This is a genomic window from Tepidiphilus margaritifer DSM 15129 (assembly GCF_000425565.1).
GTDB lineage: Bacteria > Pseudomonadota > Gammaproteobacteria > Burkholderiales > Rhodocyclaceae > Tepidiphilus > Tepidiphilus margaritifer.
Genome location: NZ_KE384397.1, coordinates 238046 through 262785, shown reverse-complemented (window position 1 = coordinate 262785; position 24740 = coordinate 238046). Strand labels below are relative to the sequence as shown.

20 protein-coding genes and 1 pseudogene are annotated in these 24740 nt (G+C 62.1%); 5 read left to right on the top strand and 16 right to left on the bottom strand.

Going from position 1 to position 24740, the window contains the following annotated elements; translation table 11 throughout:
• Window positions 1-245: 245 nt before the first annotated feature.
• Together gdhA and H607_RS13815 are read left to right on the top strand one after the other, a co-directional pair.
• The gene (gdhA, locus tag H607_RS0109930; protein ID WP_028875307.1) at window positions 246-1589 is read left to right on the top strand and encodes an NADP-specific glutamate dehydrogenase; all 1344 of its coding nucleotides are present in this window, start codon (window positions 246-248) and stop codon (window positions 1587-1589) included.
• Between the two features lie 177 nt (window positions 1590-1766).
• Window positions 1767-1853, top strand: a pseudogene (locus H607_RS13815) (IS200/IS605 family transposase); the annotation flags it as partial.
• A gap of 99 nt (window positions 1854-1952) precedes the next feature.
• Here H607_RS13815 and H607_RS0109920 read toward each other — a convergent pair.
• The 5 genes from H607_RS0109920 to cydP are packed head-to-tail and all read right to left on the bottom strand — an operon-like array spanning window position 1953 to window position 5380.
• Window positions 1953-2261, bottom strand: coding sequence for a cyd operon YbgE family protein (locus tag H607_RS0109920; RefSeq protein WP_028875306.1), 309 nt, complete (start codon window positions 2259-2261; stop codon window positions 1953-1955).
• A complete protein-coding gene (gene cydX / locus H607_RS13205; protein WP_083962020.1) occupies window positions 2251-2385 on the bottom strand; it encodes a cytochrome bd-I oxidase subunit CydX in 135 nt (44 codons plus the stop codon). The genes H607_RS0109920 and cydX overlap by 11 nt, the downstream gene beginning before the upstream one ends.
• Before the next feature lie 59 nt (window positions 2386-2444).
• The gene (gene cydB / locus H607_RS0109910) at window positions 2445-3581 is read right to left on the bottom strand and encodes a cytochrome d ubiquinol oxidase subunit II (protein WP_028875305.1); all 1137 of its coding nucleotides are present in this window, start codon (window positions 3579-3581) and stop codon (window positions 2445-2447) included.
• Window positions 3582-3605: 24 nt separating this feature from the next.
• Window positions 3606-5171, bottom strand: coding sequence for a cytochrome ubiquinol oxidase subunit I (locus H607_RS0109905; protein ID WP_028875304.1), 1566 nt, complete (start codon window positions 5169-5171; stop codon window positions 3606-3608).
• Window positions 5168-5380 carry a cytochrome oxidase putative small subunit CydP gene (gene cydP, locus H607_RS12600; protein WP_037990288.1) on the bottom strand — a complete coding sequence of 71 codons (213 nt, stop codon included), beginning with the start codon at window positions 5378-5380 and terminating at the stop codon, window positions 5168-5170. The genes H607_RS0109905 and cydP overlap by 4 nt, the downstream gene beginning before the upstream one ends.
• Window positions 5381-5673: 293 nt before the next feature.
• On the opposite strand from cydP, the gene H607_RS0109895 reads away from it, so the two are divergent.
• Window positions 5674-6960 (top strand): sigma-54 interaction domain-containing protein, encoded by a 1287-nt coding sequence (locus H607_RS0109895; RefSeq protein WP_088178707.1) that lies wholly within the window; start codon window positions 5674-5676, stop codon window positions 6958-6960.
• Between the two features lie 74 nt (window positions 6961-7034).
• Here H607_RS0109895 and H607_RS0109890 read toward each other — a convergent pair whose 3' ends face one another.
• From H607_RS0109890 to H607_RS0109860, 7 genes are read right to left on the bottom strand one after another with little or no spacing between them, the layout of a single operon-like run.
• Complete coding sequence (locus H607_RS0109890; protein WP_028875302.1) at window positions 7035-7763, bottom strand: M48 family metallopeptidase; 729 nt, start codon at window positions 7761-7763, stop codon at window positions 7035-7037.
• The gene (locus H607_RS0109885) at window positions 7760-10960 is read right to left on the bottom strand and encodes a type I restriction endonuclease subunit R (RefSeq protein WP_037990286.1); all 3201 of its coding nucleotides are present in this window, start codon (window positions 10958-10960) and stop codon (window positions 7760-7762) included. The genes H607_RS0109890 and H607_RS0109885 overlap by 4 nt, the downstream gene beginning before the upstream one ends.
• A gap of 11 nt (window positions 10961-10971) precedes the next feature.
• Window positions 10972-11805: a haloacid dehalogenase-like hydrolase gene (locus H607_RS0109880; RefSeq protein ID WP_028875300.1), complete on the bottom strand. Its 834-nt coding sequence runs from the start codon at window positions 11803-11805 to the stop codon at window positions 10972-10974.
• Window positions 11802-12962: a restriction endonuclease subunit S gene (locus H607_RS12975; protein WP_051240818.1), complete on the bottom strand. Its 1161-nt coding sequence runs from the start codon at window positions 12960-12962 to the stop codon at window positions 11802-11804. Before H607_RS12975 ends, H607_RS0109880 begins: the two co-directional genes overlap by 4 nt.
• A complete protein-coding gene (locus tag H607_RS12590) occupies window positions 12959-14071 on the bottom strand; it encodes a virulence RhuM family protein (protein ID WP_051240817.1) in 1113 nt (370 codons plus the stop codon). The genes H607_RS12975 and H607_RS12590 overlap by 4 nt, the downstream gene beginning before the upstream one ends.
• Window positions 14068-15648 carry a type I restriction-modification system subunit M gene (locus H607_RS0109865; protein ID WP_028875299.1) on the bottom strand — a complete coding sequence of 527 codons (1581 nt, stop codon included), beginning with the start codon at window positions 15646-15648 and terminating at the stop codon, window positions 14068-14070. The genes H607_RS12590 and H607_RS0109865 overlap by 4 nt, the downstream gene beginning before the upstream one ends.
• A 25-nt stretch (window positions 15649-15673) precedes the next feature.
• The gene (locus H607_RS0109860; protein ID WP_211218538.1) at window positions 15674-16408 is read right to left on the bottom strand and encodes a restriction endonuclease subunit S; all 735 of its coding nucleotides are present in this window, start codon (window positions 16406-16408) and stop codon (window positions 15674-15676) included.
• An 84-nt stretch (window positions 16409-16492) separates the two neighbouring features.
• Here H607_RS0109860 and H607_RS0109855 point away from each other — a divergent pair, with 84 nt between their 5' ends.
• Both H607_RS0109855 and bioB read left to right on the top strand, forming a co-directional pair.
• Complete coding sequence (locus H607_RS0109855; protein ID WP_028875297.1) at window positions 16493-18445, top strand: LTA synthase family protein; 1953 nt, start codon at window positions 16493-16495, stop codon at window positions 18443-18445.
• A gap of 171 nt (window positions 18446-18616) precedes the next feature.
• Window positions 18617-19570 (top strand): biotin synthase BioB, encoded by a 954-nt coding sequence (gene bioB / locus H607_RS0109850; protein WP_037990284.1) that lies wholly within the window; start codon window positions 18617-18619, stop codon window positions 19568-19570.
• Window positions 19571-19600: 30 nt separating this feature from the next.
• Here the strand turns inward: bioB and H607_RS12585 are convergent, their stop codons facing one another.
• From H607_RS12585 to H607_RS0109830, 4 genes are read right to left on the bottom strand one after another with little or no spacing between them, the layout of a single operon-like run.
• Window positions 19601-22096 carry a DNA topoisomerase III gene (locus tag H607_RS12585; RefSeq protein WP_037990282.1) on the bottom strand — a complete coding sequence of 832 codons (2496 nt, stop codon included), beginning with the start codon at window positions 22094-22096 and terminating at the stop codon, window positions 19601-19603.
• Window positions 22097-22100: 4 nt separating this feature from the next.
• Window positions 22101-22580, bottom strand: coding sequence for a Smg family protein (locus tag H607_RS0109840; RefSeq protein ID WP_028875295.1), 480 nt, complete (start codon window positions 22578-22580; stop codon window positions 22101-22103).
• 12 nt (window positions 22581-22592) lie between these two features.
• On the bottom strand, window positions 22593-23699 hold the full coding sequence (dprA, locus tag H607_RS0109835) for a DNA-processing protein DprA (protein WP_028875294.1): 1107 nt from the start codon (window positions 23697-23699) through the stop codon (window positions 22593-22595).
• Window positions 23680-24714: a LysM peptidoglycan-binding domain-containing protein gene (locus H607_RS0109830; RefSeq protein WP_028875293.1), complete on the bottom strand. Its 1035-nt coding sequence runs from the start codon at window positions 24712-24714 to the stop codon at window positions 23680-23682. Before H607_RS0109830 ends, dprA begins: the two co-directional genes overlap by 20 nt.
• Window positions 24715-24740 lie beyond the last annotated feature (26 nt).

Here is a 24740-nt window from a genome sequence, read left to right as displayed (position 1 = left end):
AATCAAATTTTAGCGAGTTTTCAGGTCAATGCAACCAGACCGCTCGCCAACGGGTTGGGAGAGCGCCTCGGCACGCCAGCGCGCTGTGGCTGCCACGCCGGATGGGTCTTGGCTGAAACTGCACCTTTTGAACACAAAGAGTGCATTTCGTCACCACAACGGTGCGATAATTACCAGATTTGGTGCGAAGCGAAGGGCGTGCGCCGCGCACCGACCCGTTGTTCCCACCCTGAAAGGCGCCAAGCATGAAATACCCCACGCTGCAAAGCTTTCTCGACAACGTTGCGCAACGCAACCCCGGTCAGCCCGAGTTCCTGCAGGCGGTGACCGAAGTGATGGAGAGCCTGTGGCCGTTCATCACGAAGAATCCGCGCTACGCGCAGCACGCGCTGCTCGAGCGTCTCGTCGAACCCGAGCGCGTCATCATGTTCCGCGTCTCCTGGGTCGACGACCACGGTGAAGTGCAGGTCAACCGCGGCTACCGCATCCAGCACAGCTCGGCCATCGGCCCCTACAAGGGCGGACTGCGTTTCCACCCCTCAGTGAACCTCTCCATCCTCAAGTTCCTCGCCTTCGAACAGACCTTCAAGAACGCCCTCACGACGCTGCCCATGGGCGGCGGCAAGGGCGGCTCCGACTTCGATCCCAAGGGCAAGAGCCCGGGTGAAGTGATGCGCTTCTGCCAGGCCTTCATCACCGAGCTCTACCGCCACATCGGCGCGGATACCGACGTTCCCGCCGGGGACATCGGCGTGGGCGGGCGCGAGGTCGGCTTCATGGTCGGTATGATGAAAAAGCTCACCAACGATTCTTCCTGCGTCTTCACCGGCAAGGGGCTCTCCTACGGCGGCTCGCTGATCCGACCCGAATCGACCGGCTACGGCACGGTGTATTTCGTCGACGAGATGCTGCGCCACGCCCGTCGCAGCCTGGAGGGGATGCGCGTGGCGGTATCGGGTTCGGGCAACGTCGCGCAGTACGCCATCGAGAAACTCATGGAGATGGGGGCCAAGCCTGTCACGTGCTCGGATTCGAGCGGCACGGTGATCGACGAGGAAGGATTCACGCCGGAAAAGCTCGCCATCCTCATGGAGGTGAAGAACCACCGCTACGGGCGCGTCTCCGAATACGCCCAACTCGTCGGCGCCACCTTCATTCCGGGCGCCAAGCCGTGGAACGTGCCGGTGGACGTGGCGCTTCCCTGCGCGACGCAAAACGAGCTCGACGCTGACGACGCGATGACGTTGGTGGAAAACGGCGTGGTGGCGGTGGCCGAGGGTGCGAACATGCCCTGCACCCCGGAGGCGGTGAAGATCTTCGAGCACCGCGGCGTGCTCTACGCGCCGGGCAAGGCGAGCAACGCGGGCGGCGTGGCCACCTCCGGCCTGGAGATGAGCCAAAACGCCATGCGCCTTTCCTGGACCCGCGAGGAGGTCGACGCGCGGCTCAAGAAGATCATGCAAGGCATCCACGAGGCCTGCCTGCAATACGGCCGGCGCGAGGACGGCACCGTCAGCTACAGCGACGGCGCCAACATCGCCGGCTTCGCCAAGGTGGCCGACGCCATGCTCGCGCAGGGGGTCATCTGAGCGCCTGCCGCGCCCGGTGCCCCCGGCGCCGGGCGTTTTTCTTCAATGCCCCCCTCCACGCAGATCTCGTGCCGTGCCGCGGTGAGGGCGATACGCACCAGCAGCAGCACAATGAGCAGGTTGACATCCTCCTCCGCCTAAATTCGGGGGATGTCTACGGCGCTCACCACCTATTTAAGCACGCTGTACTTCGCCGGAGGCGGTGACGGCGCACCTATCGAGATCATCCGGCAGTACATTGAACAGCAGCAGACACCACGCTGACCGCCCAAAGGACGCCTACGGCGTCCGCGAGCACCGATCCCGGCCTGCAGGCCGAGGCTTGCCGGGCACCGCGGGAAAAAGCATCCGTAACCGGTTCGACTATATCACGGCGGCGCCGGCAAAGCGCCACGCCAGCGCCCCGGCGAGCGCCGCGAACGCCGCCCAACCGGAGAAGAGCCACCGCCAAAGCCAAAAGCGCGGGATGAACCCCACCCCGCGCACGAAACCGGCCGCCATGGCCCAGAACCACAACATCGCCAGACCATGGTTGGCCTTGCCGGATGCCTCGGCCAGCCAATCGGGACGGAAACTGCCCACCAGCATCAAGGCGATCCCCACCCCCAGCGCGAGCGGCTGGATCGAGGCCGACCGGGCATCCTCCCTGCCAGGCACTGCCTCAGGTGGCATGAGTCTCGCCCTGCGAGCGGGACCGTTTTTTCCTTGCCTCTTCCTGCGCTTCCCACCACAGGCCGACCACGATGGCCAAGAGGACGGCAAAACCCACGCCCAACGCCCACGCAAAATACCACATACGAAGCTCCTTCGATCCGGTGCGGCGAAGCCGGATGCCTCGCCGCGGGTTGTAGCCGTTCAGTACGCCTGCTTCTCGTTTTCCAGGATATAAGCCTTCGTCACCTTGCCGGCCATCACCTTGTAGGCCCACGACGTGTAAGCGATGATGAGCGGCATGAAGATGACGGTGGCCCAGAACATCACCGTGAGCGTGAGATGGCTCGAGACCGAATCCCACACGGTGAGCGAGGAGCGGGGATCGCTCGAGGAAGGCAGGATGAAGGGGAACATCGCCACGCCCGCTGTACCGATGACGCCAGCGATCATCACGCTCGAGGCCCAGAAAGCGAAGAAGGTGCGGCCGGCACGTACCGCCCACAGCGCCGCCAGACCGCCCAGGAAGGCGAGCGCCGGCACGGCCCACAGCAGCGGCTGATGCCGATAGTTCACCATCCAGGCACCCGCCTCGCGCACGACTTCCTTCGCGAGCGGGTTGGGCAATCCGGCCGGATCGGCTCCGGCAGCGATCACGTAGCCGGGAATACTCTGCACCCACACCCCGGCAGCGGCAAACGCCACGAGTGCGATCACGCCAAAGAGGAGCGCGGCACGTATCGCACGCTGCTGGATGTCCCCTTCCGTGCGGTGCGCCAGATAAACGGCGCCGTGGAAGGTGATCATGGCCGAGCTCACCACGCCGGCGAGCAGTGCGAAGGGATTGAGCAGCCCCCAGAAGGATCCCTCGTAGTACGGCACGAGGTTGGCGTCAAAGTGAAACGGCACACCCTGCAGCAGGTTGCCAAACGCCACCCCGAAGATGAGCGGCGGCACCGCCCCGCCCACGAAAAGCCCCCAGTCCCAGGTTGTGCGCCAAGTGGCGTTGTCGATCTTGCTGCGATAATCGAACCCCACCGGACGGAAAAAGAGCGCCCACAGCACCGCGAGCATCGCCCAGTAAAAGCCCGAGAAGGCCGTGGCATAGACGAGCGGCCAGGCGGCGAAGATCGCCCCGCCGCCGGTGATGAACCACACCTGGTTACCGTCCCAATGCGGCCCGACGGTGTTGATGATGACGCGCCGCTCGGTGTCGTCCTTGCCGACGAAGGGTAGCAGCGTCCCCACCCCCATGTCGTGCCCGTCCATCACGGCGAAGCCGACGAGCAGCACACCGACGAGCAGCCACCAGATGACCTTCAGGGTTTCATAATCCAGCATGTTCCTCTCCCGAGATAGGATTTTTCAGGCAGACTGCATCGCGCCTTGGCGTTCCCAGTGATAGCGTCCGGTACCCAGCGAGGAAGGCCCCAGCCGTCCGAAGCGGAACATCAGGTAGAGCTCGACGATCAGGAGCAGTGTGTAGAAACCTACGAAACCGGCGAGCGACCCGTAGAGGCTCTGCACCGACAGGGTGGAGACGGAAAGGTGGGTGGGCAGCACTTCGGCGATCGTCCAGGGCTGGCGGCCATACTCGGCGACGAACCACCCCATCTCGGACGCGATCCAGGGCAAGGGCAAGAACCACAGCGCCCAGCGCAGCAGCCAGCGTTTCTCGGTGAAGGTATCCTTGACGCTGTACCACAGCGCCACCGCAAAGAGGGCGATGAAGGAAAAGCCCAACAACACCATGATGCGGAAGGTCCAGAAAAGAGGCTTCACCGGTGGCACCGTCGAGGCGGCGGCCTTGTCCATGATCTCGGGCGTGACCTGCGAGATATCCGCCACGTATTTGCGCGTGAGCAGCCCGAAACCGAGGTTCTGCTTGTGGGTTTCGAAGAGCGCCAGCGCCTGGGAATCGGACGCGTCGCGGCGCAGTACGTTCAGAGCCTTGACCGCCTCCACCCCGGATTCGACCCGTTCGCGGTTACGCGCGATGATCTCCTTGATTCCGGGAAGGGGGGTGTCGAGCGAGCGGGTGCCGATGATGCCGAGCACCCACGGGATCTCGAGCTCCCAGGTATTGCGCTGATCGGCTTCGTCGATGCCCGCGATGAGCTTGAGGCCGGCCGGCGCCGGCTCGGTCTCCCACATCGCCTCCATCGCCGCGAGCTTGCTTTGCTGTTTCTCGGCCATGGTGTAGCCGGATTCATCCCCGAGCACCACCACCGAACAGGCCGAAGCGAAGCCGAAGGCGGCCGCCACGCGGAAGCTGCGCTTGGCGAATTCGAGATCCCGCTTCTTGAGCAGATAATAGGCCGAAATCGAGAGCACGAACATCGCACCGGTCACGTAGCCGGCCGAGACGGTATGCACGAACTTCGCCTGCGCCACCGGGTTGAAGATCACGTCCCAGAAATTCGTCATTTCCATGCGCATGGTCTGGAAACTGAATTCCGAGCCCACCGGGTTTTGCATCCAGCCATTGGCTACCAGGATCCACAGCGCCGAGAGGTTGGTCCCCACGGCCATGAGCAGCGTCACCAAAAGGTGCTGGGTGCGGGACAGGCGGTTCCAGCCGAAGAAGAAAAGGCCGATGAAGGTCGACTCGAGGAAGAAGGCCATCAACCCTTCGATGGCCAGCGGCGCCCCGAAGATGTCACCCACGTAGTGCGAGTAATAGGCCCAGTTGGTACCGAACTGGAATTCCATCGTGATGCCGGTGGTGACGCCGAGGGCGAAGTTGATGCCGAAGAGCTTGCCCCAGAATTTCACCATGTCCTGGTAGACCTGTTTGCCGGTCATCACGTAGAGCGATTCCATGATTACCAGCATCCAGGTGAGCCCCAGGGTGAGGGGCACGAACAGGAAGTGGTACATCGCCGTGGCGGCGAACTGCAGGCGCGAGAGATCGACGAGCGTCTCACTCATGGTTGCAACTCCTGGGCAGGGGAAGGATGGGAAGGAGCAGAAGCGGCCCGGGGAACTCCGGCAAGGTGGGTCTGCATTCCCTCCGGCGCCACCGTGACCCGTGCATCTCGTATGAACCCCCACCACAAGGCGGTGAGCAGGAAGAGCTTGAGCAACAGCACCACGGCGATCTCGCGACGCAATCGCCGGGCGAGCGTTTTCGTTTCCATCGACGTCCTCCTCGAACACGACGCCGGCCATGGTAGTAGGCCATGGTCGGGCGCGTCAATTGACCATGGTCAAAAAATTGAGAAAATTCAAAAAGATAAACATGGGACCCGGGTCATCTTGATATGATAGCAAATTTCGTGCTACCGTAAGCGATTTTTGGTGCAATCGGGATTTGATCGCGAAGATTCAATATCTTGTCTCCCCTGCTCCCTCATCACCACCTTCTTTTTCTTGACCCTCGTTTTGTCAAAAATGTCAAAATAAGCTCCAAAATTTGACAGGTATGTCAGCCATGTCCTTGCCCACCGAACTGCTCCAGCTGCTCGAATCCTTGCCCGAACCGCGCATCGTGGTCGATACCACCTACCGCATCCTCGCGGCCAATGCGGCCTATCGACGGGAATTTGGCGAAACCTCCTGCGTGATCGGGCGAACCTGCTACGAGGTATCGCATCGTTTCGACCGACCCTGCGATCACTGCGGCGAATCCTGCCCCCGGCAGCAAGCATGGAAAAACGGCCAACGCAGCCGCGTGATCCATCGCCATCACACGCCGCGCGGAGAGGAGTTCGTCGAAGTCGAAATCCTGCCGCTGAAAGACGACAGAGGCCAGACGACGCTCTTCGTCGAAACGATGCGTTTTCTCGGCAGCAAAGGGATCCCCTCACCCGCCTTGGGCATGGTGGGCAACGCTCCTGCCTTTCTCCAAATGCTGGAACTGCTCGAACGAGCCGGCCCGACGCACACGCCGGTGCTGCTACTGGGGGAATCGGGCACGGGCAAAGAATTGGCCGCCCGGGCGCTGCACCACCTTTCTCCTCGCCGTGACCGGCCTTTCGTGCCGGTGGATTGTTCTGGGCTACCCGAGGCGCTCTTCGAATCAGAACTGTTCGGGCATGAGAAGGGGTCATTTACCGGCGCCACGCAGCGCAAAGCCGGCTTGGTCGAAGTGGCTGACGGGGGAACCCTCTTTCTCGACGAGATCGGCGATTTGCCGCTGACCCAGCAAGTCAAACTGCTGCGATTGCTGGAAACGGGCACTTACCGTCGGGTGGGCGGGATCGAGATGCTGCGCTCGGATTTCCGCCTGGTGGCCGCCACCCACCGCGATCTACGGCGTATGGTCGAAGAAGGCACGTTCCGCCGCGACCTCTATTACCGTATCAGCGCCTTTCCCGTGCGCTTGCCACCGTTGCGCGAACGGCACGAGGATCTGCCGCTGCTTGTTGCCCACCTCCTCGAGCGCCTCGCACCCCAACGCAGCGTGCGCCTGAGCGCCGCAGCCATGTCCCGCCTGAGGGAGCACGATTTTCCCGGCAACGTGCGCGAACTGCGCAACCTCCTCGAACGAGCGCTTCTGCTCGCAGACGGCGAGCTGATCGAACCATGGCATCTGACCGGATTCGCCGACGGCCCCTCCGGCGGACCGGCCCATGCGGCCGACGACGGGATCGTTCCCTTGTCCGAACTCGAACGACGTTATCTGCATCGCGCACTCGAGCGGCTGGGCGGCGACAAAAAGGCCCTGGCCGCCCGCCTGGGCATCAGCGAGCGCACGCTTTATCGCAAACTGCGCTGATGCCACATCCCCCGGGAGGCTCCGGGACCCGACACATAAAAATTCCGCGCAATCGTCCGGGACCTGAAAGGCAGTCAGAGCAGGGCCTGTTCGAGCCTTTGCTTGCGTGCCTGCCAGTCTGGCAGGACCAGCCCGAGCAAAGCAAAGAATTCCGAGCTGTGATTCTTGTGAATCAGGTGGCACAGCTCGTGCACGATCACATACTCGACACAGGGGCGTGGGGCTTGCACCAGCCGTGAGTTCAAGGTCATCTGCCCACCAGGAGACAAGCTTCCCCATCGGCTGCGCATCTCGCGCACGACGATGCGCGGCCTCTCGTGCCCAAGTCGTTTGAACGTATCAAAGACATCCGTCAGCACCGTATCGAACACTTCACGGGCTCGCTCAAGATACCAACGTCGCAGCAGCGCTTTCACCTTCGATGGGGGCAAGTCCCCGGGGCCGATGACCCACATCTCCCCCCGGGTCAGTTTCACCTGTTCCTGACGGGCGTGCGGGTCGTTGGCCTTGACGCGCAGCCGGTACTGCCGTCCCAGGTAGCGGTGCGATTCACCGCTCAGATACTGCCTGGGCGCGGTGTGTCTTTCATACCGCGAGAACGTTTCCAGTTGACGGCTAATCCACCCTGCGCGCAAGCGAAGTTTCTCGTCAATGGTGGCGTCATCGCATCCGCTTGGCGCCAGCACGAGAACGCGCCCACCCGGGTGAACCTCGATACCCAATGTCCGTCTCGACGGGCGCTCGACGACCTCATAACGGATGACCTCATCGCCGTAACAGACCGAGCCGATTCTGTCGCTCATACCACCATCCGGTGCCTGGCCAACTGCATCGTCCGGTCGATGATGTCGTCCATCTCGCCGATGCTCAGCGGCACCCCCTTTTTGCCCTTGACTTCGTCGTACAGGTAGTCGTCGATCTCGTTCATGGTTCGACGTTGTGCGTCCAGGTCGTCCCAAAAGCCCACCTTCTTGTTTCGTTGAATGATCGACCAGATGTCGATGGCAGCGTCGGCAGCCAGCGTTGCTGCCGCCTCTTCCTCTTTCACGTGGCCAAACACATAGGGCTTGAGAATGCCATACAAAGCAAGGGCATGGTCGTGACCGGCCAACTGCGCCGGGGCATCGTCGCTGCGCCGGTTGACCACCGCGTCCTTGATCTCACCGACCTTGTTCAGGTACTCCAGATCGGAGATGCGTTTGGCCCGGAAATCGTCGATGGCCTGCTGGATGAGCTTCGAGAACTTCTCGTAGAACGCGGGGTCCTGCTCCAGGCGCTCGCTGATGGCCTTCTTGGTCGCGTGCGCGATCATGTCCGCCTTGGCGGCCGTGGTCTTGGTCTGCCCTTGTTCTTCGATCACCTGCTTGAACGCCTTCTCGTCGAAGATGTTCACGGGTTCGTTCAAGCGCACCACCTCGTTCGCCGAAATGTGCGTATCCAGCAGCTTCTTGATCTTCGGTTCGAAGTCCCGGTAGTCCACCGATTCGGCATACCGCAGCTTGACGGACGCCTTCAGGTTCGTGAACCGCTTGAGGTCATTTTTGTAGGACTGGAGCTTCTTCTCGGGCGTCGATGCGATGAACTGTTCGGACGACAGCGCGATCGACAATGTCTTGCCGTAGGCCGCCAGTCGCTCATAGAACGACTCGCGTCGTTTTTCGTCCGCCAGCAGCTGCTCGTAGGCTTCTTCGTCGTGCTGGTTCTTGACCTCCTTGAAGAGATCCCAAAGATCGGCGTGGCGCTGAGGCAGTTTGGCCACTTCTTCATGGATGCTGACCAAGGCCCCCGCCAGATCGTCCTCGTCAAATCCGTCGAGTGCGCTATAAGTGGTCAGTGCCTGATCGAGCTCACCCAGAATACCCACGTAGTCGATGACGTAGCCGAACTCCTTGGGTTTCGTGCCCTCGTCGTCGTCATACAACCGGTTCACGCGCGCGATGGCCTGAAGCAGCGTGTGCTCGCGCAGTTTTCGCGTCAGGTACAGCACCGTGTTGCGGGGCGCGTCGAAGCCGGTCAGCAGCTTGTCGACGACGATGAGGATTTCCGGTTCGTCGCTGTGCTTGAACAGGTTGATGATCTGTTTGTTGTACTCCTCTTCGGAGCCATACCGTTTCATCATCCGTTCCCAGAAAGCGACGACTTCGTCGGTCGGTTCATCGTCTGTCGCATCAAAGCCCTCACGGGTATCCGGGGGCGAGATGATGACTTCGCTGGTCACGTGCCCGATCTCCTCGAGAAACTTCTTGTAGGTCAGCGCGGCCGCCTTGCTCGGGGCGACGAGCTGCGCCTTGAAACCCGTGCCCTGCCAGTTCTGACGAAAGTGCTCGCTGATATCGAAGGCGCGCATGTAGATCACCTGCTCGGCCTTGTTGAGCATCTCCGCACGGCTGTACTTCTTCTTCAAGTCGGCCTTTTGCGCGTCCGTAAGGCCTTGCGTGTGGCGCTCGAACCAGGTATCGATGGCCTTTTCGTTCTGCTCCATCTCCACATGCCGCGCCTCGTAGAGCAGCGGGACCACCGCCCCATCCTTGACGGCTTGATTGATGGCATAGGCGTCGATCAAGCCCCCGAACTTGGCAAAGTTGTTCTTCTCCTTCTTCATCAGCGGCGTCCCAGTAAAGCCCAGGTAGCACGCCATCGGGAACATCTGGCGCATACGTGCGGCAAAGCCGCCGAAGTTGGTGCGGTGACTCTCGTCGACCAGGATGAAGACGTCGGCCGACTCCTCGACGTGCTTCCTGATCGACAGCGCTTTGTCGAATTTGTGAATGAGGGTGGTGACGATGTGCGCCTTGTTCTCGGACACCAACTCCAGCAGGTGGCGTCCGCTGGCCGCCCGGTCAGGCGTCAGGCCACAGGCGGCGAAGGTATTGCCGAGCTGCTTGTCGAGGTCTACCCGGTCCGTCACCAGCACGATGCGCGGGTTGCGGATATCCGGGTCCAGAGCCAGCGCGCGGGCCAACATCACCATCGTCAGCGACTTGCCCGAGCCCTGCGTGTGCCAGATGATGCCCCCCAAGCGTCGTCCCACGTCGTCCCGATGCTTGACCCGCTCGAGCACCCGCTTGACGGCGAAGAACTGCTGATACCGGGCGACCTTGCGCACGCCGCCGTCGAACACGGTGAAGCGAAACGCCAGGTCGAGCAGACGTTGCGGACGACACAGGGCATAGAGCATGCGGTCTTGCTCGGTGATCGCCCATGCTTTGCCCGCTTCCGGCTCGCGCAGGGATTTGCCATCCCAAATCAGGTCGAACAACCCCGCCTTGGCCTCGGCAGGCAGGGGTTTATCGAGCACGGCCTGCAGTTCCTCCACTGGAATGTTTTCGCGCCAAAAGGCCCAAAACTTCGCAGGCGTGCCCGTTGTGGCATAGCGTACTTCGTTCTTGTTGGTGGCCAGCAGCAACTGAGTGTAGGTAAAAAGCTTCGGGATGTACTCCTCGCGCTGATTGCGGATCATCTGCGACACCGCCTGGCCGACCTCGACCCTCGGCGACTTGCACTCGATGACGGCAAACGGAATGCCATTGACGAACAGCACGATGTCCGGGCGGCAGGTCTCTTGGCTTCGCGTGCGCTCGACCGGGAACTCGGCCGTCACGTGATAGGCGTTGTTGGCCGGGTTTTTCCAGTCGATGTAGTGGAGGGTAAAGCTCTTGCTGTCACCCTCGATGGACTGCTCCAGCGACACGCCCAGGGTCAGCAAGTCATAGATCGCCTCATTGGTCTTCAGCAGGCCGTCGTACTTGACGTTCTTCAGGCGCTGGATGGCGGTCTGGATGTTCTCCTCGGAGAAGAGGTAGCTTTGCCCCTTGTACTGGATGCGGTTGTTCTTCTTCAGCCGCTCGCGCAGGACTTCCTCCAGCAGCACCTGCCCCGGCTTGCCACCGCGTGCAGCCAGTGCCTGCTCGGGCGTGAGGTAGGTGTAGCCCAGATTGATGAGCAATTGCAGGGCGGGGATTTGCGAGAGGTATTTTTCGTTGAACTGAAAACCACTCATTTGCCTGCTCCTCACAGTAAACCCCGGAGCGCATGACGGCTCGCAACGAGATCGATCTGAGCCTTGAGCAGCTTGTCCAGCTCCGAATTTTCGGTATAGACCGCTGGCAACACTGCATGAACTCTACCGTCGTTCAGGTATCCCGATGCCTTTTCTTTGCCACCTTTTTTGTTAGGCGTATAGACAGCAATCGAAAGCCCGCCCTGGTCTTTCACCAAACGGAAACAGGGTATATCGGTAGCTCCGTCGCCAATGAACACCATATTCTCAAATGGCACCGGACGTTTCTCTTTTGGCACATAGCGATTGACCCCAGCGTTATCGCTAATGTCCTCAATGCCCTTATTAATTCGGAATAAAAACTGTGTTTTTGTAGTGTAGTTGATTGCTAATGCGGGCCACTGGGCCACACCATTGGCATCAAAAAGGTATTTGGATGCATATACGGCTTTAAATTCTTTTGCAATAGGCGTCCCTGCAAAAATCTCTTCATTACCCGACGAGACAAGGTAGTGATTCAGCTCTATGCCTTTACCTTTCGCGTATTCATTAAGCCGTTTGAACCACTCTTTCACGCCATCAAACAACTGAATAGATCGGCCACGTGCTTTGAAGTCTTCACGGCGCACAGGCACATCGGCGGCTGCAGCTTTACGTAGCATGAGGTTCATGTATACGAGCACTTCGTCTGCTTGGTGTTCTTTGGCAATCGCATGCACCTCCTTCCAGAATTCATGGGGCTTCATACCAATGTCTGGAAGAAACTGATGTTCCTGCATATTGCCTGGAGCCAGCGTGCCGTCAAAATCGTAGGCAATCGCCATCCGTGGTTTGCGCCTTTTCATACGTTCTCTCCTTCATCAACAGGCACGCGCCACTCGCCCGTGAGCAGCTTCTGCATCAGGCCGCGTTTTTGGCGCTTGAGAGCGTCGAGTAACTGGCGGAAACGATCGAGCTCCTCGCGCATGAGGAGGACGGCGCTGGCAATTTGCTGTTGTTCCTCAAGGGATGGGAAGTAGCAATCGGTGTTGAAGAGACCTTCAAAATCAATAGATTTTCCTTGGCGTGCCGAGGTAATCAGGAACCGTTTGCTCAAACGAGCATTGAATACGCGCAAATAGTCTTCGAAAAAGCATGGATCCGCCCCTTTGATTAGGAAAGTGCGATACGCAGGACTGACGCTGTAAGTTTGATCGGTCGAATTGACACCGAATGCCATGCAATCACTCGCCAAACCGAAGCACAGCCAGCCGGGCTTAACCAAGAGATTACGCTCATAGTTTCTTGTTAAATCTTTTGAGTACACCTCGTTACGAGGCTTGATGCCGTTCTTGCCGACCGAACCAATCACATAATCGCCATCGCCGTGCAGAACCTTGGTTTCCTGAAGGAAGTCGCCGAGTCTGTGTCGAATCCAACCCGGTCTTCGGCGATATAGGCGCGCCCTCACGGCACCAATATACGCATCATTCGCCGCGATCAGGCGCTCGGTGGTTTCGATGGCGGTGTCCCAATCCTTAAGCAGGCCAGCTATCCTTCTTTGATCATCGAGCAGCGGAATCGGGAATGCAATTTCTCGGATCAAGTCTGCATTTAAATTTTCTTGGCTTCCCATATTGCTCAAAGCCCGGATCGCGTTATAGCGATAGAGGAGCTGCTGAAAAACGTAGTCACGATCAACCCCATCTTTGAGTAAGATCGCTGCGCACGCTTGGTTAATGGCGGCATCGATGCCAAGGACCGCAACCTGGCCACGAGTCTTGCCTTGGCCGTACATAGCCATCAAGATGGTCCCCCGAGGAATCATCTTGGCCGATGACTCACTCAAACCCTTTGCGGTAATCCATTCATCAATATCTGCACCCGTGATGACTTTGTTCTGGATTTGTGCAGTCTTGACCCAAGGGATGTCTCCATTCCAGTATTCGGAGTTCTTGCGATCCGGAGTTCCACCTGAAGTGATGATTGCAATGCTGCCGAGCGGCATTGTTTTGTGTTTCATTTCTTTTTCCGCTCCTTGTTCTCGAGCTGCCGCTCAATCCGCTCCAACGCCCACACATCTTCGGCGTCGGCGACCAGCCGCTTGCGCACTGTCCGATCGAAGTCGGACACGTACTCCGCCTCCTGAATACGACGATATTTCTCGAACTCGCTTTCCGCGTGCGCGCGGGCGGCTTCGGCGCTGATGCTGCCTGCGTCTTGCAGAATGCCGCGTTCGGTCAGCTCCAGAAAGCGGTCGAGTTGCCTGGCCCAGTCTTCCATCGTCATGGGGATTTGGCGGCGGGCGCGGTCTTCGGCCAGGTCAAGGTAGCTGTTGACCAGCCGCCCCAGCGCTTGCAGTTCGTCCTGGGTCAGGTAGTTCTTGGCCACCACGACATCGCTTTTGAGGATGCGGCCGTGGGGCGCTTTGTCCCAAGTGATCAGTCCCATGTGGGGCTTGCTGGCGTCGGCGCGGGCGCGTATCAGTTCGGCGGCCGTCTGACCGTGGATGGCGTAGTGCAGCTTGTTTTGCACCTTGGCAAAGAAGGCTCGGGTGGTGGGGGCGCTGGCATCGTAATCGATGGCGGTAGCGTAAATGTCGGTGATCTTCTGGTAGAAGTGCCGCTCCGAGAGGCGAATTTCGCGGATCTCTTCCAACAGGCGCTGGAAGTAGTCCTTGCCCAGGAAGGTACCGTTTTCCAGCCGCTTTTTGTCCAGCACGTAGCCCCGGATGGCGAACTCACGCAGGACCTGGGTGGCCCAGCGGCGGAACTGGGTGGCGCGCACCGAGTTGACACGGTAGCCCACGGAGATGATGGCGTCCAGGTGGTAGTGCTTGGTCTGGTACTGCTTTCCGTCGGTAGCAGTTATCCGGAAATTCCGGACAACTTCGGATTCGTCCAGCTCGCCGCTGGCGAAGATGTTGCGCAGGTGCTCGCTGATGGTGCGCACGTCCACGTCGAAGAGCGCGGCCATCAGCTTTTGGGTGAGCCAGATGGTCTCGTCCTGGTAGCGCACCTCGATGCTTTGCTCACCGGTCTGCTGGGTGAAGATGAGAAACTCGGCGGTGCTGGCGCGAATGCGTAGCGTGCCGTTTGCGGGCGGCGGGGGGGCGGTGCGCTTGTGGGTCATACGCCCTCCACGCCCAGCGCCTTCAGATGCTCGCGCATACGGGCGCGCACCTCGGTGAGTTCCCGTTCCAGTTGCTCGATCTCGCGCTGCACGGCGGCGACGTCGATTTCCTCCTCTTCCTCGAAGGTGTCGACGTAACGGGGGATGTTGAGATTGAAGTCGTTGTTGGCGATCTCGTCCAGCGACGCGACGTAGGCGTATTTGTCCACATTGCGGCGCTCGGCCACGGTCGCGACGATCTTCTGAAAGTGCGCCTCGGAAAGCTGGTTCTGGTTCTTGCCGGGGATGAACTCGCGGCTGGCGTCGACGAAGAGCACGTCGCGCACATGTTCGCGCGGGCCACCTTTTTCGCGGGCACGGTCGAACAGCAGGATGGCCACCGGAATCGAGGTGGTGGGGAACAGGTTGCCCGGCAGGCCGACGACGGCATCGAGCAGGTTCTCTTCGATCATGGCGCGGCGGATGCGTCCTTCGGCGCCGCCGCGAAAGAGCACCCCATGCGGAACGACGACCGCGACCCGGCCTTCCTGGGGCAGGGCGCGCTCGATCATGTTGGTGATGAAGGCCCAGTCACCCTTGGACTTGGGAGGCACGCCGCGCCAAAAGCGGTTGAAGCGGTCGTGGTCGGCGTGCTCCGCCCCCCACTTGTCCAACGAAAACGGCGGATTGGCGACCACCACGTTGAACTTCATCAGCCGGTCGCCTTCGATCAGCGCCGGGCTGTTGAGCGTGTCGCACCACTCGATGCGGGCGGCGTCCTTGCTGTGGATGAACATGTTCATGCGCGCCAGGGCCCAGGTGGCGCCGTTGACCTCTTCGCCGAAGAGGGCGTAGTCGTGGCTGCCTTGGGCCTCGACCCATTGAGCGGCTTCGATCAACAAGCTGCCGGAACCGCAGGAGGGATCACAGATACGATCGCCGGGCTTGGGGTTGGCCAAGGCGGCCAAGAGACGCGAGACCATCTTGGGCGTGTAGAACTCGCCCGCCTTCTTGCCGGCATCCGACCCGAAGCGTTCGATGAGGTAGATGTAGGTATTACCGATGACATCTTCGGTCACCCGCGAGGGGCGCAGATCGAGTTTGGCGAAGTCCTCCAGCAAGGTCTTCAGGCGGCGGTTGCGGTCCTTGGCCTTGCCGAGGTTGGCCTCGCTGTTGAAGTCGATGTTGCGGAAAACGCCTTCGAGCTTGGTCTTGTTCGCGTCCTCGATGTGGTCGAGCACGATGTTGATCAGCTCGCCGATGTTGGGTTCGTTTCGGCGCTCGTACAGGGCGTTGAAGTCGCCCAGAAAGCGGTCGATGACGCGGCTTTCCCCGGTCTGCGGATCGTCCTCCTTCAACTCGACATAGGGCAGGATGAAGCGCTCGCGCTCGAGTTTGCGGCGGATACGTTCGTCGTCATCGCCGTACTGGGCCTTGTATTGGGCGTAATGGTCGTTCCAGAGGTCGCTGATGTACTTCAGGAACAGCATCACCAGGATGTAGTCCTTGTACTGCGCGGGATCGACCACGCCCCGGAACGTGTCGCACGCGGCCCAGGCGATGGCGTTGACTTCTTGTTGTGACAGTTTTTCGGTCATGGCGTGTTCCTATGGTTCTCTTGGTTCATGCTTGTGTGGCTTGCCGCAGCAGGATTCCTTCGATCAGCGCCTTTCGGCGCCCCCTCAATTCCTCCAGCAAGGCCGCCTCTCGCGTCGCGAGCTGTGCGATCTCGACGATGAGTCGCTGCCGCTCAAGCGGCGGCAGGGCAACCTCGAGGCCATCGAGCACCCCCTTGCCGATCATCTTCACGGCCGTTCCGGTCGCCTGCCCGGCAAGTGCGGCCTGAGTAGCCGGGTGGTTGATGAACCACTGCAGGTAGGCGGGCTCGACGATCTCGGTCCTCGGCCGGATCAGAAGCATCGGCGCAGCCAGCACGGCGCGGCCAATGCCTCTACCAACGAGCGCAGCCGAATTGGTCACTCCCCGTGACCGAAACAGCAGGTCCCCCTCCTGAACCAGGTGCCGGTCTTTCAGGTCGGGCATCTGGATGCGCGCCAAGCCCTCGGGGTGGAGCAAGTTCGCGTCATCGATGTCCTTCATCTGAATCACGGCGACGTCGCCTTCCGCATCCGTTTCCAGGCGGCTGCGGAACGAGTAGCCCATGCGGATTTCTGCGATATCGCCCAGCACAACATTCATGGCGCTGTAATCTTGTTTCTGTATTCTAAGTTGATTCATGGGCGCATGATAGGCGCACAAGGCACCATAGTCAAGTGCCGCAAAGATGTTTCTGCAAAATTTGATGACAACCCTGTGATGGCAACCCTGCTGCGTGCCAGGCTGATTCCTTCGTTTCATTTCGTTTCCTCGCCCCAGCGTTGACGGTTTCTTGACGAGGCTTCCGCTACGCTGCGCATCCGATTTCCTTTGGCTTCCCGCATCATGCCGCTGCCTCGTCACGCTCAAGCCCGATTCCTTTCGCTGATCCTTCTCGCCTGGCTGCTCGTCTTCTTCCTCACCCGCACGGCGCTGCTTCTGCTGCATCCGGCCGAAGCGGTGAACACGCCGCTCGATGTGCTGCGCCTCTACGGCGTCGGCCTGGCTTACGACCTCGCTTTCCTCGTCTACGCGGCCCTGCCGCTCGCCTTCTACCTCTTCGTGCTGTGTCCCAACCGGCTGTGGGCCACGCGGGCCCACCGCGCCTTTCTCCACGCGCTCACGGCCTCGAGCCTCTTCGCCATGCTCTTCGTGGCCACGGCCGAATACTTTTTCTGGGACGAATTCGGTGCGCGGTTCAACTTCATCGCCGTGGATTACCTCGTCTACACCACGGAGGTGATCGACAACATCCGCGAATCCTACCCCGTGGGGCCGCTGATCGCAGGGCTTGCCGTGCTCGCGGTGGCGCTGACCTTCGCCCTGCGCCGGGTGATCGCCCGCGCGCTGGATGCCCCACCCCTTGCGCTCAAACCGGGCCTTGCTGCCTTCGCCGGGTTACTCGCGCTCGCCGCGCTCGATGCAGCCTTCGTCGACCAGGATTTCCCCATGGGGCAGGAGCAGAACACTTATCTGCGCGAGCTCTCCGGCAACGGACCCTATCAATTCTTCGCGGCGTTTCGCAACAACGAGATCGACTATCGTCGTTTCTACGCCACTCTGCCCGAATCCGAGACGGGACCGGTCTTGCGCCAGGAGCTCGCCGAGCCCAACGCGACCTTCCTCGGCCAGGATCCCCTCGACCCACGCCGGCGCATCGTCAACGGCGGCCCGGAGCTGCGGCGCAACATCATTCTCGTGACGGTGGAGAGCCTCAGCGCCAAGTTCCTCGGCAGTAACGGCGATCCGCGCGGACTCACTCCCAACCTCGACGCCCTGCGCCGCGAAAGCCTCTATTTCAACAACTTCTACGCCACCGGCACCCGCACCGACCGCGGTCTGGAGGCGGTCACTCTGTCGGTACCACCCACGCCGGGCCGTTCCATCGTCAAGCGCATCGGGCGCGAGAGCGGCTATGCCAGCCTGGGGCAGCAGCTCGTGGCCAAAGGCTACGACGCCGTCTTCGTCTATGGCGGGCGCGGCTATTTCGACAACATGAACGCCTTCTTCAGCGGCAACGGCTACCGCATCGTCGACCAGAGCAGCGTGCCCGAGTCCGAGATCCACTTCAAGAACGCCTGGGGCATGGCCGACGAGGATCTTTACGCCCAGGCGATGAAAGTGGCCGACCAGGATCACGCCGCCGGCAAACCCTTCTTCCTGCACCTCATGACCACCTCGAACCACCGTCCCTATACCTATCCCGACGGACGCATCGACATCCCCTCGGGCAAGGGGCGCGACGGGGCGGTGAAATACACCGACTACGCCATCGGCAAGTTCCTGCGCGAGGCGCGCGACAAACCCTGGTTCAAGGACACGATCTTCGTCTTCCTCGCCGATCACACTGCCGGCAGCGCCGGCCATGAAGACCTCCCTGTGGCGAACTACCACATCCCGCTCTTCATCTACGCGCCCGGTTTCATCACCCCGCGCGAGGTCTCGACGCTGACAAGCCAGATCGACCTCGCGCCCACCCTGCTCGGGCTGCTGCACATGGACTACGTCTCCACCTTCTACGGACGCGACGTGCTGCGCGACGAGACCCGCCCAGGGCGCGCCCTCATCGGCAACTACCAGCATCTGGGGCTTTTCGACGGCAAGGATTTGGCGATCCTCAGCCCGCGCAAGAAGATCCGCCTGCGCGAGAATGCCGCGGCAGATGCAGAGCACGAACGCCGGGCGATGCCGGAAGATCCCTTGGTGCGCCGCGCCATCGCCTACTACGAAGACGCGAGCCACGCTTTCCGCAACGGCCTGCTCGCGTGGCGGACCCAGGGCGCCACCGCCGCCAAGTAATCCAATTCGTTTCTCCCCGCTTCTTTAGACCCCGGCCTCGCCCTGTGCGAGCCCGGGGTCTGTCTTTTTGCGCCTCCCCGTGTGCTATGAGGCATTTCCGTGAAAAAAATCGTACACGATCGCAGAAGTTGACGTAAAATCGAAGACGTTTACCTATATTTGGAGAAAATCATGACAGAAGTTGCAGATGCTCCCATGCGAACGATCGGCAAAGCCCAAGTGCGTGAGTGGTTCGAACTCCCCTTCTTCGAGCTGCTGCATCGCGCCCACGAAACCCACCGGCGCCATTTTCCCGGCCAGCGCATCCAGCGCTCGGCCCTGCTGTCGATCAAGACGGGGGGATGTTCCGAAGATTGCGGCTACTGCGCCCAGTCGGCGCGCCATCACGCACACGCGCGCGAGCCTTTGCTCGATACGCAGACCATCGTGCGTCATGCAGCGCAGGCCAAGGCGGCCGGCGCCACGCGCTTTTGCATGGGCGCCGCCTGGCGCGCGCCCAAGGAGAAAGACCTGGAACGGGTGGCGGAGGTGGTCGCGGCGGTCAAGTCGCTGGGTTTGGAGACCTGCGTCACGCTCGGCATGCTCTCGGCGCCCCAGGCCGCCCGCCTCAAGGAGGCGGGCTTGGATTATTACAACCACAACGTGGACACCTCGCCGGAGCATTACGGCAAGGTGATCACCACGCATACCCTCAGTGACCGCCTGCGCACGCTCGAGGCAGTGCGCGAAGCCGGCATCAAAGTTTGCTGTGGCGGCATCCTCGGCATGGGCGAGACGCGGGAGGATCGCATCTCCATGTTGGCACTCCTGGCCGGTCTCGACCCCCAGCCGGAATCGGTACCCATCAACCAGCTCATTCCCATCCCGGGCACGCCGCTTGCCGACGCGCCTCCCATCGACCCGTTCGAGCTCGTGCGCACGATCGCGGTCGCCCGGCTCGCCCTGCCGCACAGCTACGTGCGTCTCTCGGCCGGTCGCAGCCAAATGAGCGACGAGCTCCAGGCGTTGTGTTTCTACGCCGGGGCCAATTCCCTCTTCTACGGCGAAAAACTCCTCACCGCCGGGAACCCGGACGTCGCACGCGACGATGCCCTGCTCGAGCGGCTCGATTTGCGGCCGGAATGAAAAAGCCGTCCAGCGGACGGCTTCAGACCCTCACGACGTCTCCGCGGCCTTGGCTTTCTTCCTGGTCGCAGGACGCCCTTTCTTCTCAGACGCTTCGCGCGGTTCGAATTCGAAGCCGATCTTGCCGTCGGGTTGGCGCACGAGGTAGGCGGAGAACTTGCGCCGTGTGCGCGCCGACACAAAGCCGGTGAGGAGATCGGTCTTGCCCGTGGAAAGCAGCTTCTTCATCTGCTCCGGCTCGATCGGCTGCTGCAGGATGGTGCGGCCGCTACGGAAATCGCACGTCTTGTCGGCACCGAGTGATTTGGTGCACACGTAGCTCGTGCCATGCTCGACCACCGGCGCGCCGCACTTGGGGCACTGCCCGAGCGATTCGCGCTCGCCCAGATCCGCCGGCGCTTCCTCCGGCGGTTCGACGGCGAAGGCGAACGTGGGCTGTTTGGCCTCGTCGAGCACCAATTCGGCGGCGAATGGCCGCCCCAGGCGGCTGCGAAAGCCCTCCAGCGGGCCGATCCGGCCTTGGGTGAGCAGCGTCTCGGCTTCGGGCACGTCGATCTGCCGGCCGGCGATGATTTTCCACATCGACCAGCCGCACTGATCGCATTGAAAGGTCTTGTAGGTCTCGCGCACGGTGCCGCCGCACTTGGGGCAGGGAGCCTGCAAGGTGGCGAAATCTCCGGGCACGGTGTCGGATTCGTGGCGCTTGGCGCGTTCGACGATGTCCTGCGCCATACGCGCGATCGAGGCCATGAACTCTTCGCGCGCGAGCCGCCGCTTCTCCATCAGGGCGAGCTTGTGCTCCCACTCGCCGGTGAGTTCGGGCGAGGTGAGGGCGTCGATGCCCAAACCTTTGAGCAAGGTGATGAGCGAGAAGGCTTTGGCGGTGGGCACGAGCTCGCGCCCTTCGCGCACGAGGTATTTTTCTTCGAGCAGCCCTTCGATGATCTGGGCCCGCGTGGCGGGTGTCCCCAGCCCGCGCCCGGCCATGGCCGCGCGCAGCTCTTCGTCTTCGACGAGCTTGCCCGCTCCTTCCATGGCCGAGAGGAGCGTGGCTTCGGTGTAGCGCGCTGGCGGCTTGGTGTGCAGATCTTTGATCTCGACCGCCTCGGTGTGCACCGTCTCGCCGGCGGCGACGGGCACGAGTTCCCCTTCGCCCTCGCCGGCGGCCCGTTTGCCGTAGACCTCGAGCCAGCCCGGGGCGACCAGTACTTTGCCTTCGGTCTTGAAGGCGTCCTCGCCCACCCGGGTGATGCGGGTAGTGACGCGGTATTCGGCCGGCGGATAGAAGACGGCAAGGAAGCGTCGCGTGACCAGGTCGAAGATCTTCTGCTCGGGTTCGGACAGCCCTTTGGGCACCACCCCTGTGGGGACGATGGCGAAGTGGTCCGACACCTTGGCGTTGTCGAAGATGCGCTTGTTGGGTTTAACCCAGCCCTGAGTGAGGATCTTGCTGGCGAAGGGTTGGTATTCCGGCGGCAGCTGCGCCATTACCTCACGCACGGTGCCGATCATGTCCTCTGGTAGCGCGCGGGCATCGGTACGGGGATAAGTCAGCGCCTTGTGCCGCTCGTAGAGCGCCTGGGCGATGGCCAAGGTATTTCGTGCGGAGAAGCCGAAGCGGGCGTTGGCCTCGCGCTGCAGGCTGGTGAGGTCGAAGAGCGGCGGGGCGATCTGGGTGCTGGGCTTGGCGGTTTCTTCGACCGCGCCCGGCTGGCCCAGGACGCGATCGCGGATGGCTTCGGCGCGCTCCCGCTCCCACAGACGGTAGGGGCTGGCGTGTTCGTCGCCCTCGGGCTTCTTGAATTTTTCGTCGAACCAGCGGCCGGTGTAGGTGCCGGCCGCGGCGCGGAAGGTGGCTTCCACTTCCCAGTAGGGGCGGGGCCGGAAGGCGCGGATCTGGCGTTCGCGCTCGACGACCATGGCGAGCGTGGGCGTCTGCACCCGGCCCACGGTGGTGAGGTGAAAGCCCCCCGACTTGGAGTTGAAGGCGGTCATGGCGCGCGTGCCGTTGATGCCGATGAGCCAGTCGCTCTCGGCGCGGCTCACGGCGGCCTGGCGCAGCCCTTCCATCTCCTCGGCCGAGCGCAGGTGGGCGAAGGCCTCGCGGATCGCCTGCGGCGTCATCGATTGCAGCCACAGGCGCTGCACGGGTTTGTCGATCTTGCCGTACTGCACGATGTAGTTGAAGATGAGCTCGCCTTCGCGCCCGGCGTCGCAGGCGTTGATGAGCCCGTCGACGTCTTTGCGCTTGGCAAGGCGCAGCAGGAGTTTGAGCCGATCCTCGCTCTTGGCGATGGGTTGCAGATCGAAGCGCGGCGGAATCACCGGCAGATTGGCGAAGCTCCACTTGCCGCGCTTGACTTCGTATTCCTCTGGCGCCTTGAGTTCGAGCAGGTGACCGACGGCCGAGGAAAGGACGTACTGTTCGGACTCCCAGTAATCCTTTTCTTTGTGGAATCCGCCGAGCGCACGGGCGATGTCCTGCGCAACGGAGGGTTTTTCGGCGATGATGAGTTTCTTGCCCATGGGTTCAGTGCAGCCGCGGCGGTTCGGCGTCTTCGTCGTCTTCGACGCGCAGCAGTTCGTCAACGACGAGGGGATCGAGTTCCCGTTCATGCTGCCACAGCACCATCAGCGCGAGCACCTTGAAATCATCCGGATCGAGCGGCGTCGCGCCGAATTCCAGGGCGCGGTCGATGAGGGCCTCACGCAGCGCCTCGTCGATGGCGCCGTGGCGTTGGAGGAAGTAGACCAGATTCTGGCCGGCGGTTCCCAGGACTTGCCGTTCTTCTTCGGTGAAGATGCGCACGCTGCCGCCGGCGGGGGGGATGCGCCACGAAGGGGAAAGGGCCTCGGCGTTTCTGAGTGTGTCGAGCCAGGAGAGCGCCTCGTCGATCTCGTCGCCCTCGAAACCGGCATCGGCGAGCCGCGCGCGCAGCTCGTCCGGATCCTTCGGCGCCTCGTTGGGTCCGGCATAGTTTTCAAAGAGATAGACGAGGACATCGAACATTGAGAGATTCCTTCAGCGGGTGCGTTGATAGCGGCCGCCCGGCAGGCGCACGACGGCGCCGTCGAGTTCCAGCGGCAACAGCATGGCCGAGAGTGCCTCGCTCGTCAAGCCCGTGCGTTGCATCAGGGTGTCGAAATCGACCGGATCGTGCCCCAGGGCAGCGAGCAGCGGGTCGTCCGCGGCGGCAGGCAGCGGGGTAGGCGATGGCCGTGTGGTGGTGCCGGAGGGGACCAAGTCGGGCCATTCTTCGAGGAGGTCGTCGACGCGCTCCACGAGCTTTGCGCCTTCGCGAATGAGGCGGTGGCAGCCGCGCGCGAGCGGATTGTGGATCGAACCGGGAATGGCGAAGACGTCGCGCCCGAGTTCGGCGGCAAGGCGCGCCGTGATGAGCGAGCCGCTGTCCGGCGCCGCCTCCACCACCAGCGTGCCGCGGGCGAGCGCGGCGATGAGGCGGTTGCGCCGCGGAAAATGATAGGGCTGGGCGGCGGTGCCCAGCGGAAATTCGCTCACGATCGCGCCACGCCCGGCGATGCGGTGCGCGAGCGCGCGGTGCTTGGCCGGATAGACGCGATCGGCGCCGGTACCGATGACGGCCACCGTCCTGCCGTCCTCGGCCTCGAGCGCGCCTTCGTGGGCGGCGGCGTCCACTCCCAAGGCGAGGCCGCTCACCACGACGAGGCCGAGTTCAGCGAGCGTCCGGGCAAAGGCGCGGGCATTCTCCAGCCCGCCGGGCGTGGCGTGCCGGGCGCCGACGATCGCCACCGCGGGCAAGGTGAGCGTTTCCGGGTCGCCGACGACGTAGAGCACGAGTGGGGCGTCGGCGAGCGCGAGCAGATTTTGGGGATAAACCGCATCAGCGAGGGTGAGGAGGTGATGACGCGGATCATCGAGCCAGGCGAGCGCCGTTTCGATCGCCCCGGAGGGCGGCGCGGTGGCGAGCGCCTGGGCGACTTCGGCGCCGAACTCGGCGCGCACCGTGGAAAGCGGCTGGGCGAGCACCGCTTCCGGCGAACCAAAGCGCGCCAGGAGTTTGCGCTGGACGGACGGCGAGAGCCGGCGCGACGTGAAGTCGAGCCAGCTCCTCGCTTCTTCCCGATTGTCAGGGCGTACGGGCGGCATCCCCGACGCGGACCGGTTTCTCGGTCTCCATCACGAGGGCGTAGGACATGCGCTCGAAGACGCGGAAGACGAAAGCCACGCCATAGCGCTCTTCGGGCAGGAAGACCTTGGTGTCGCGCTCTTCATCGGTCACCGGAGGCCGAATGCGCCACAACGCGAGCACGTGGCCGGGCTCCAAGCCCTGCTGTTCGCCCTGGTCGAGCAGGACGACGTCGAGCCGGCCGGCTTCGAGCGAGCTGCGATAGAGGCGAACGATGCGCGCGTCGACCCCGTCGTCCGGCGCATGGGGCACGAAATTGACCAGCATTTCTTTTTGCGAGGCGATGAGGGCGTCGCCGGCGCGGACTTCTTCGTTCGTCTGCTTCAGGCGCAGCACGGTGCCGAGACGGGGGTCGTCGTTGGGCTCGACGAGCGCGGTGCCGAGATCGCGCGCTTCATAGCCGATGAGCGTCTTGCCATCGCGGGCATAGAGCGGCTCGGTGGGGCGGAAGAGCTGCACCAGCCGGGCATCCTCGGGCACGCCGACGGCAAAGGCCGCATCACCCGCACCGGCGATCCAGCGACCTTCTTCCAGGCCGATGATGCGGCCGGAATTCTCCAGCGTTTTCTGATCGATCACCAGCGGACGCACGAGGAAGGGTTCGATGGCCGCGAGTGGGATGGAAGGGATGGCCTCCTGGATGGGTTCGTGGCGAACCTGCGGCGAGAGTTTCTCGTCGATCGGCCCCACGGGCCGGGCGGTACGCAGTACCCCGGCAGCACGATCGAACACCAGGATCTGGCCGGGATAGATGAGATGAGGATTGCGGATCTGAGCCCGGTTCATCTGCCACAGATCGGGCCAGCGCCAAGGGTCTCGCAAGAAATGCTTGGCGATGCCCCAGAGCGTATCACCTTTGCGCACGGTATAAGTGTCGGGCGCATCGGCAGCGATGGCCTGGGGTTCCACACCGGCGTGTGCGAGCGAGAGCGCACCGATCCAGACCAGGGCGATCGTGCCTATAATGCGAATCATCCGCTTCATGGCGAGAAACCTCACAG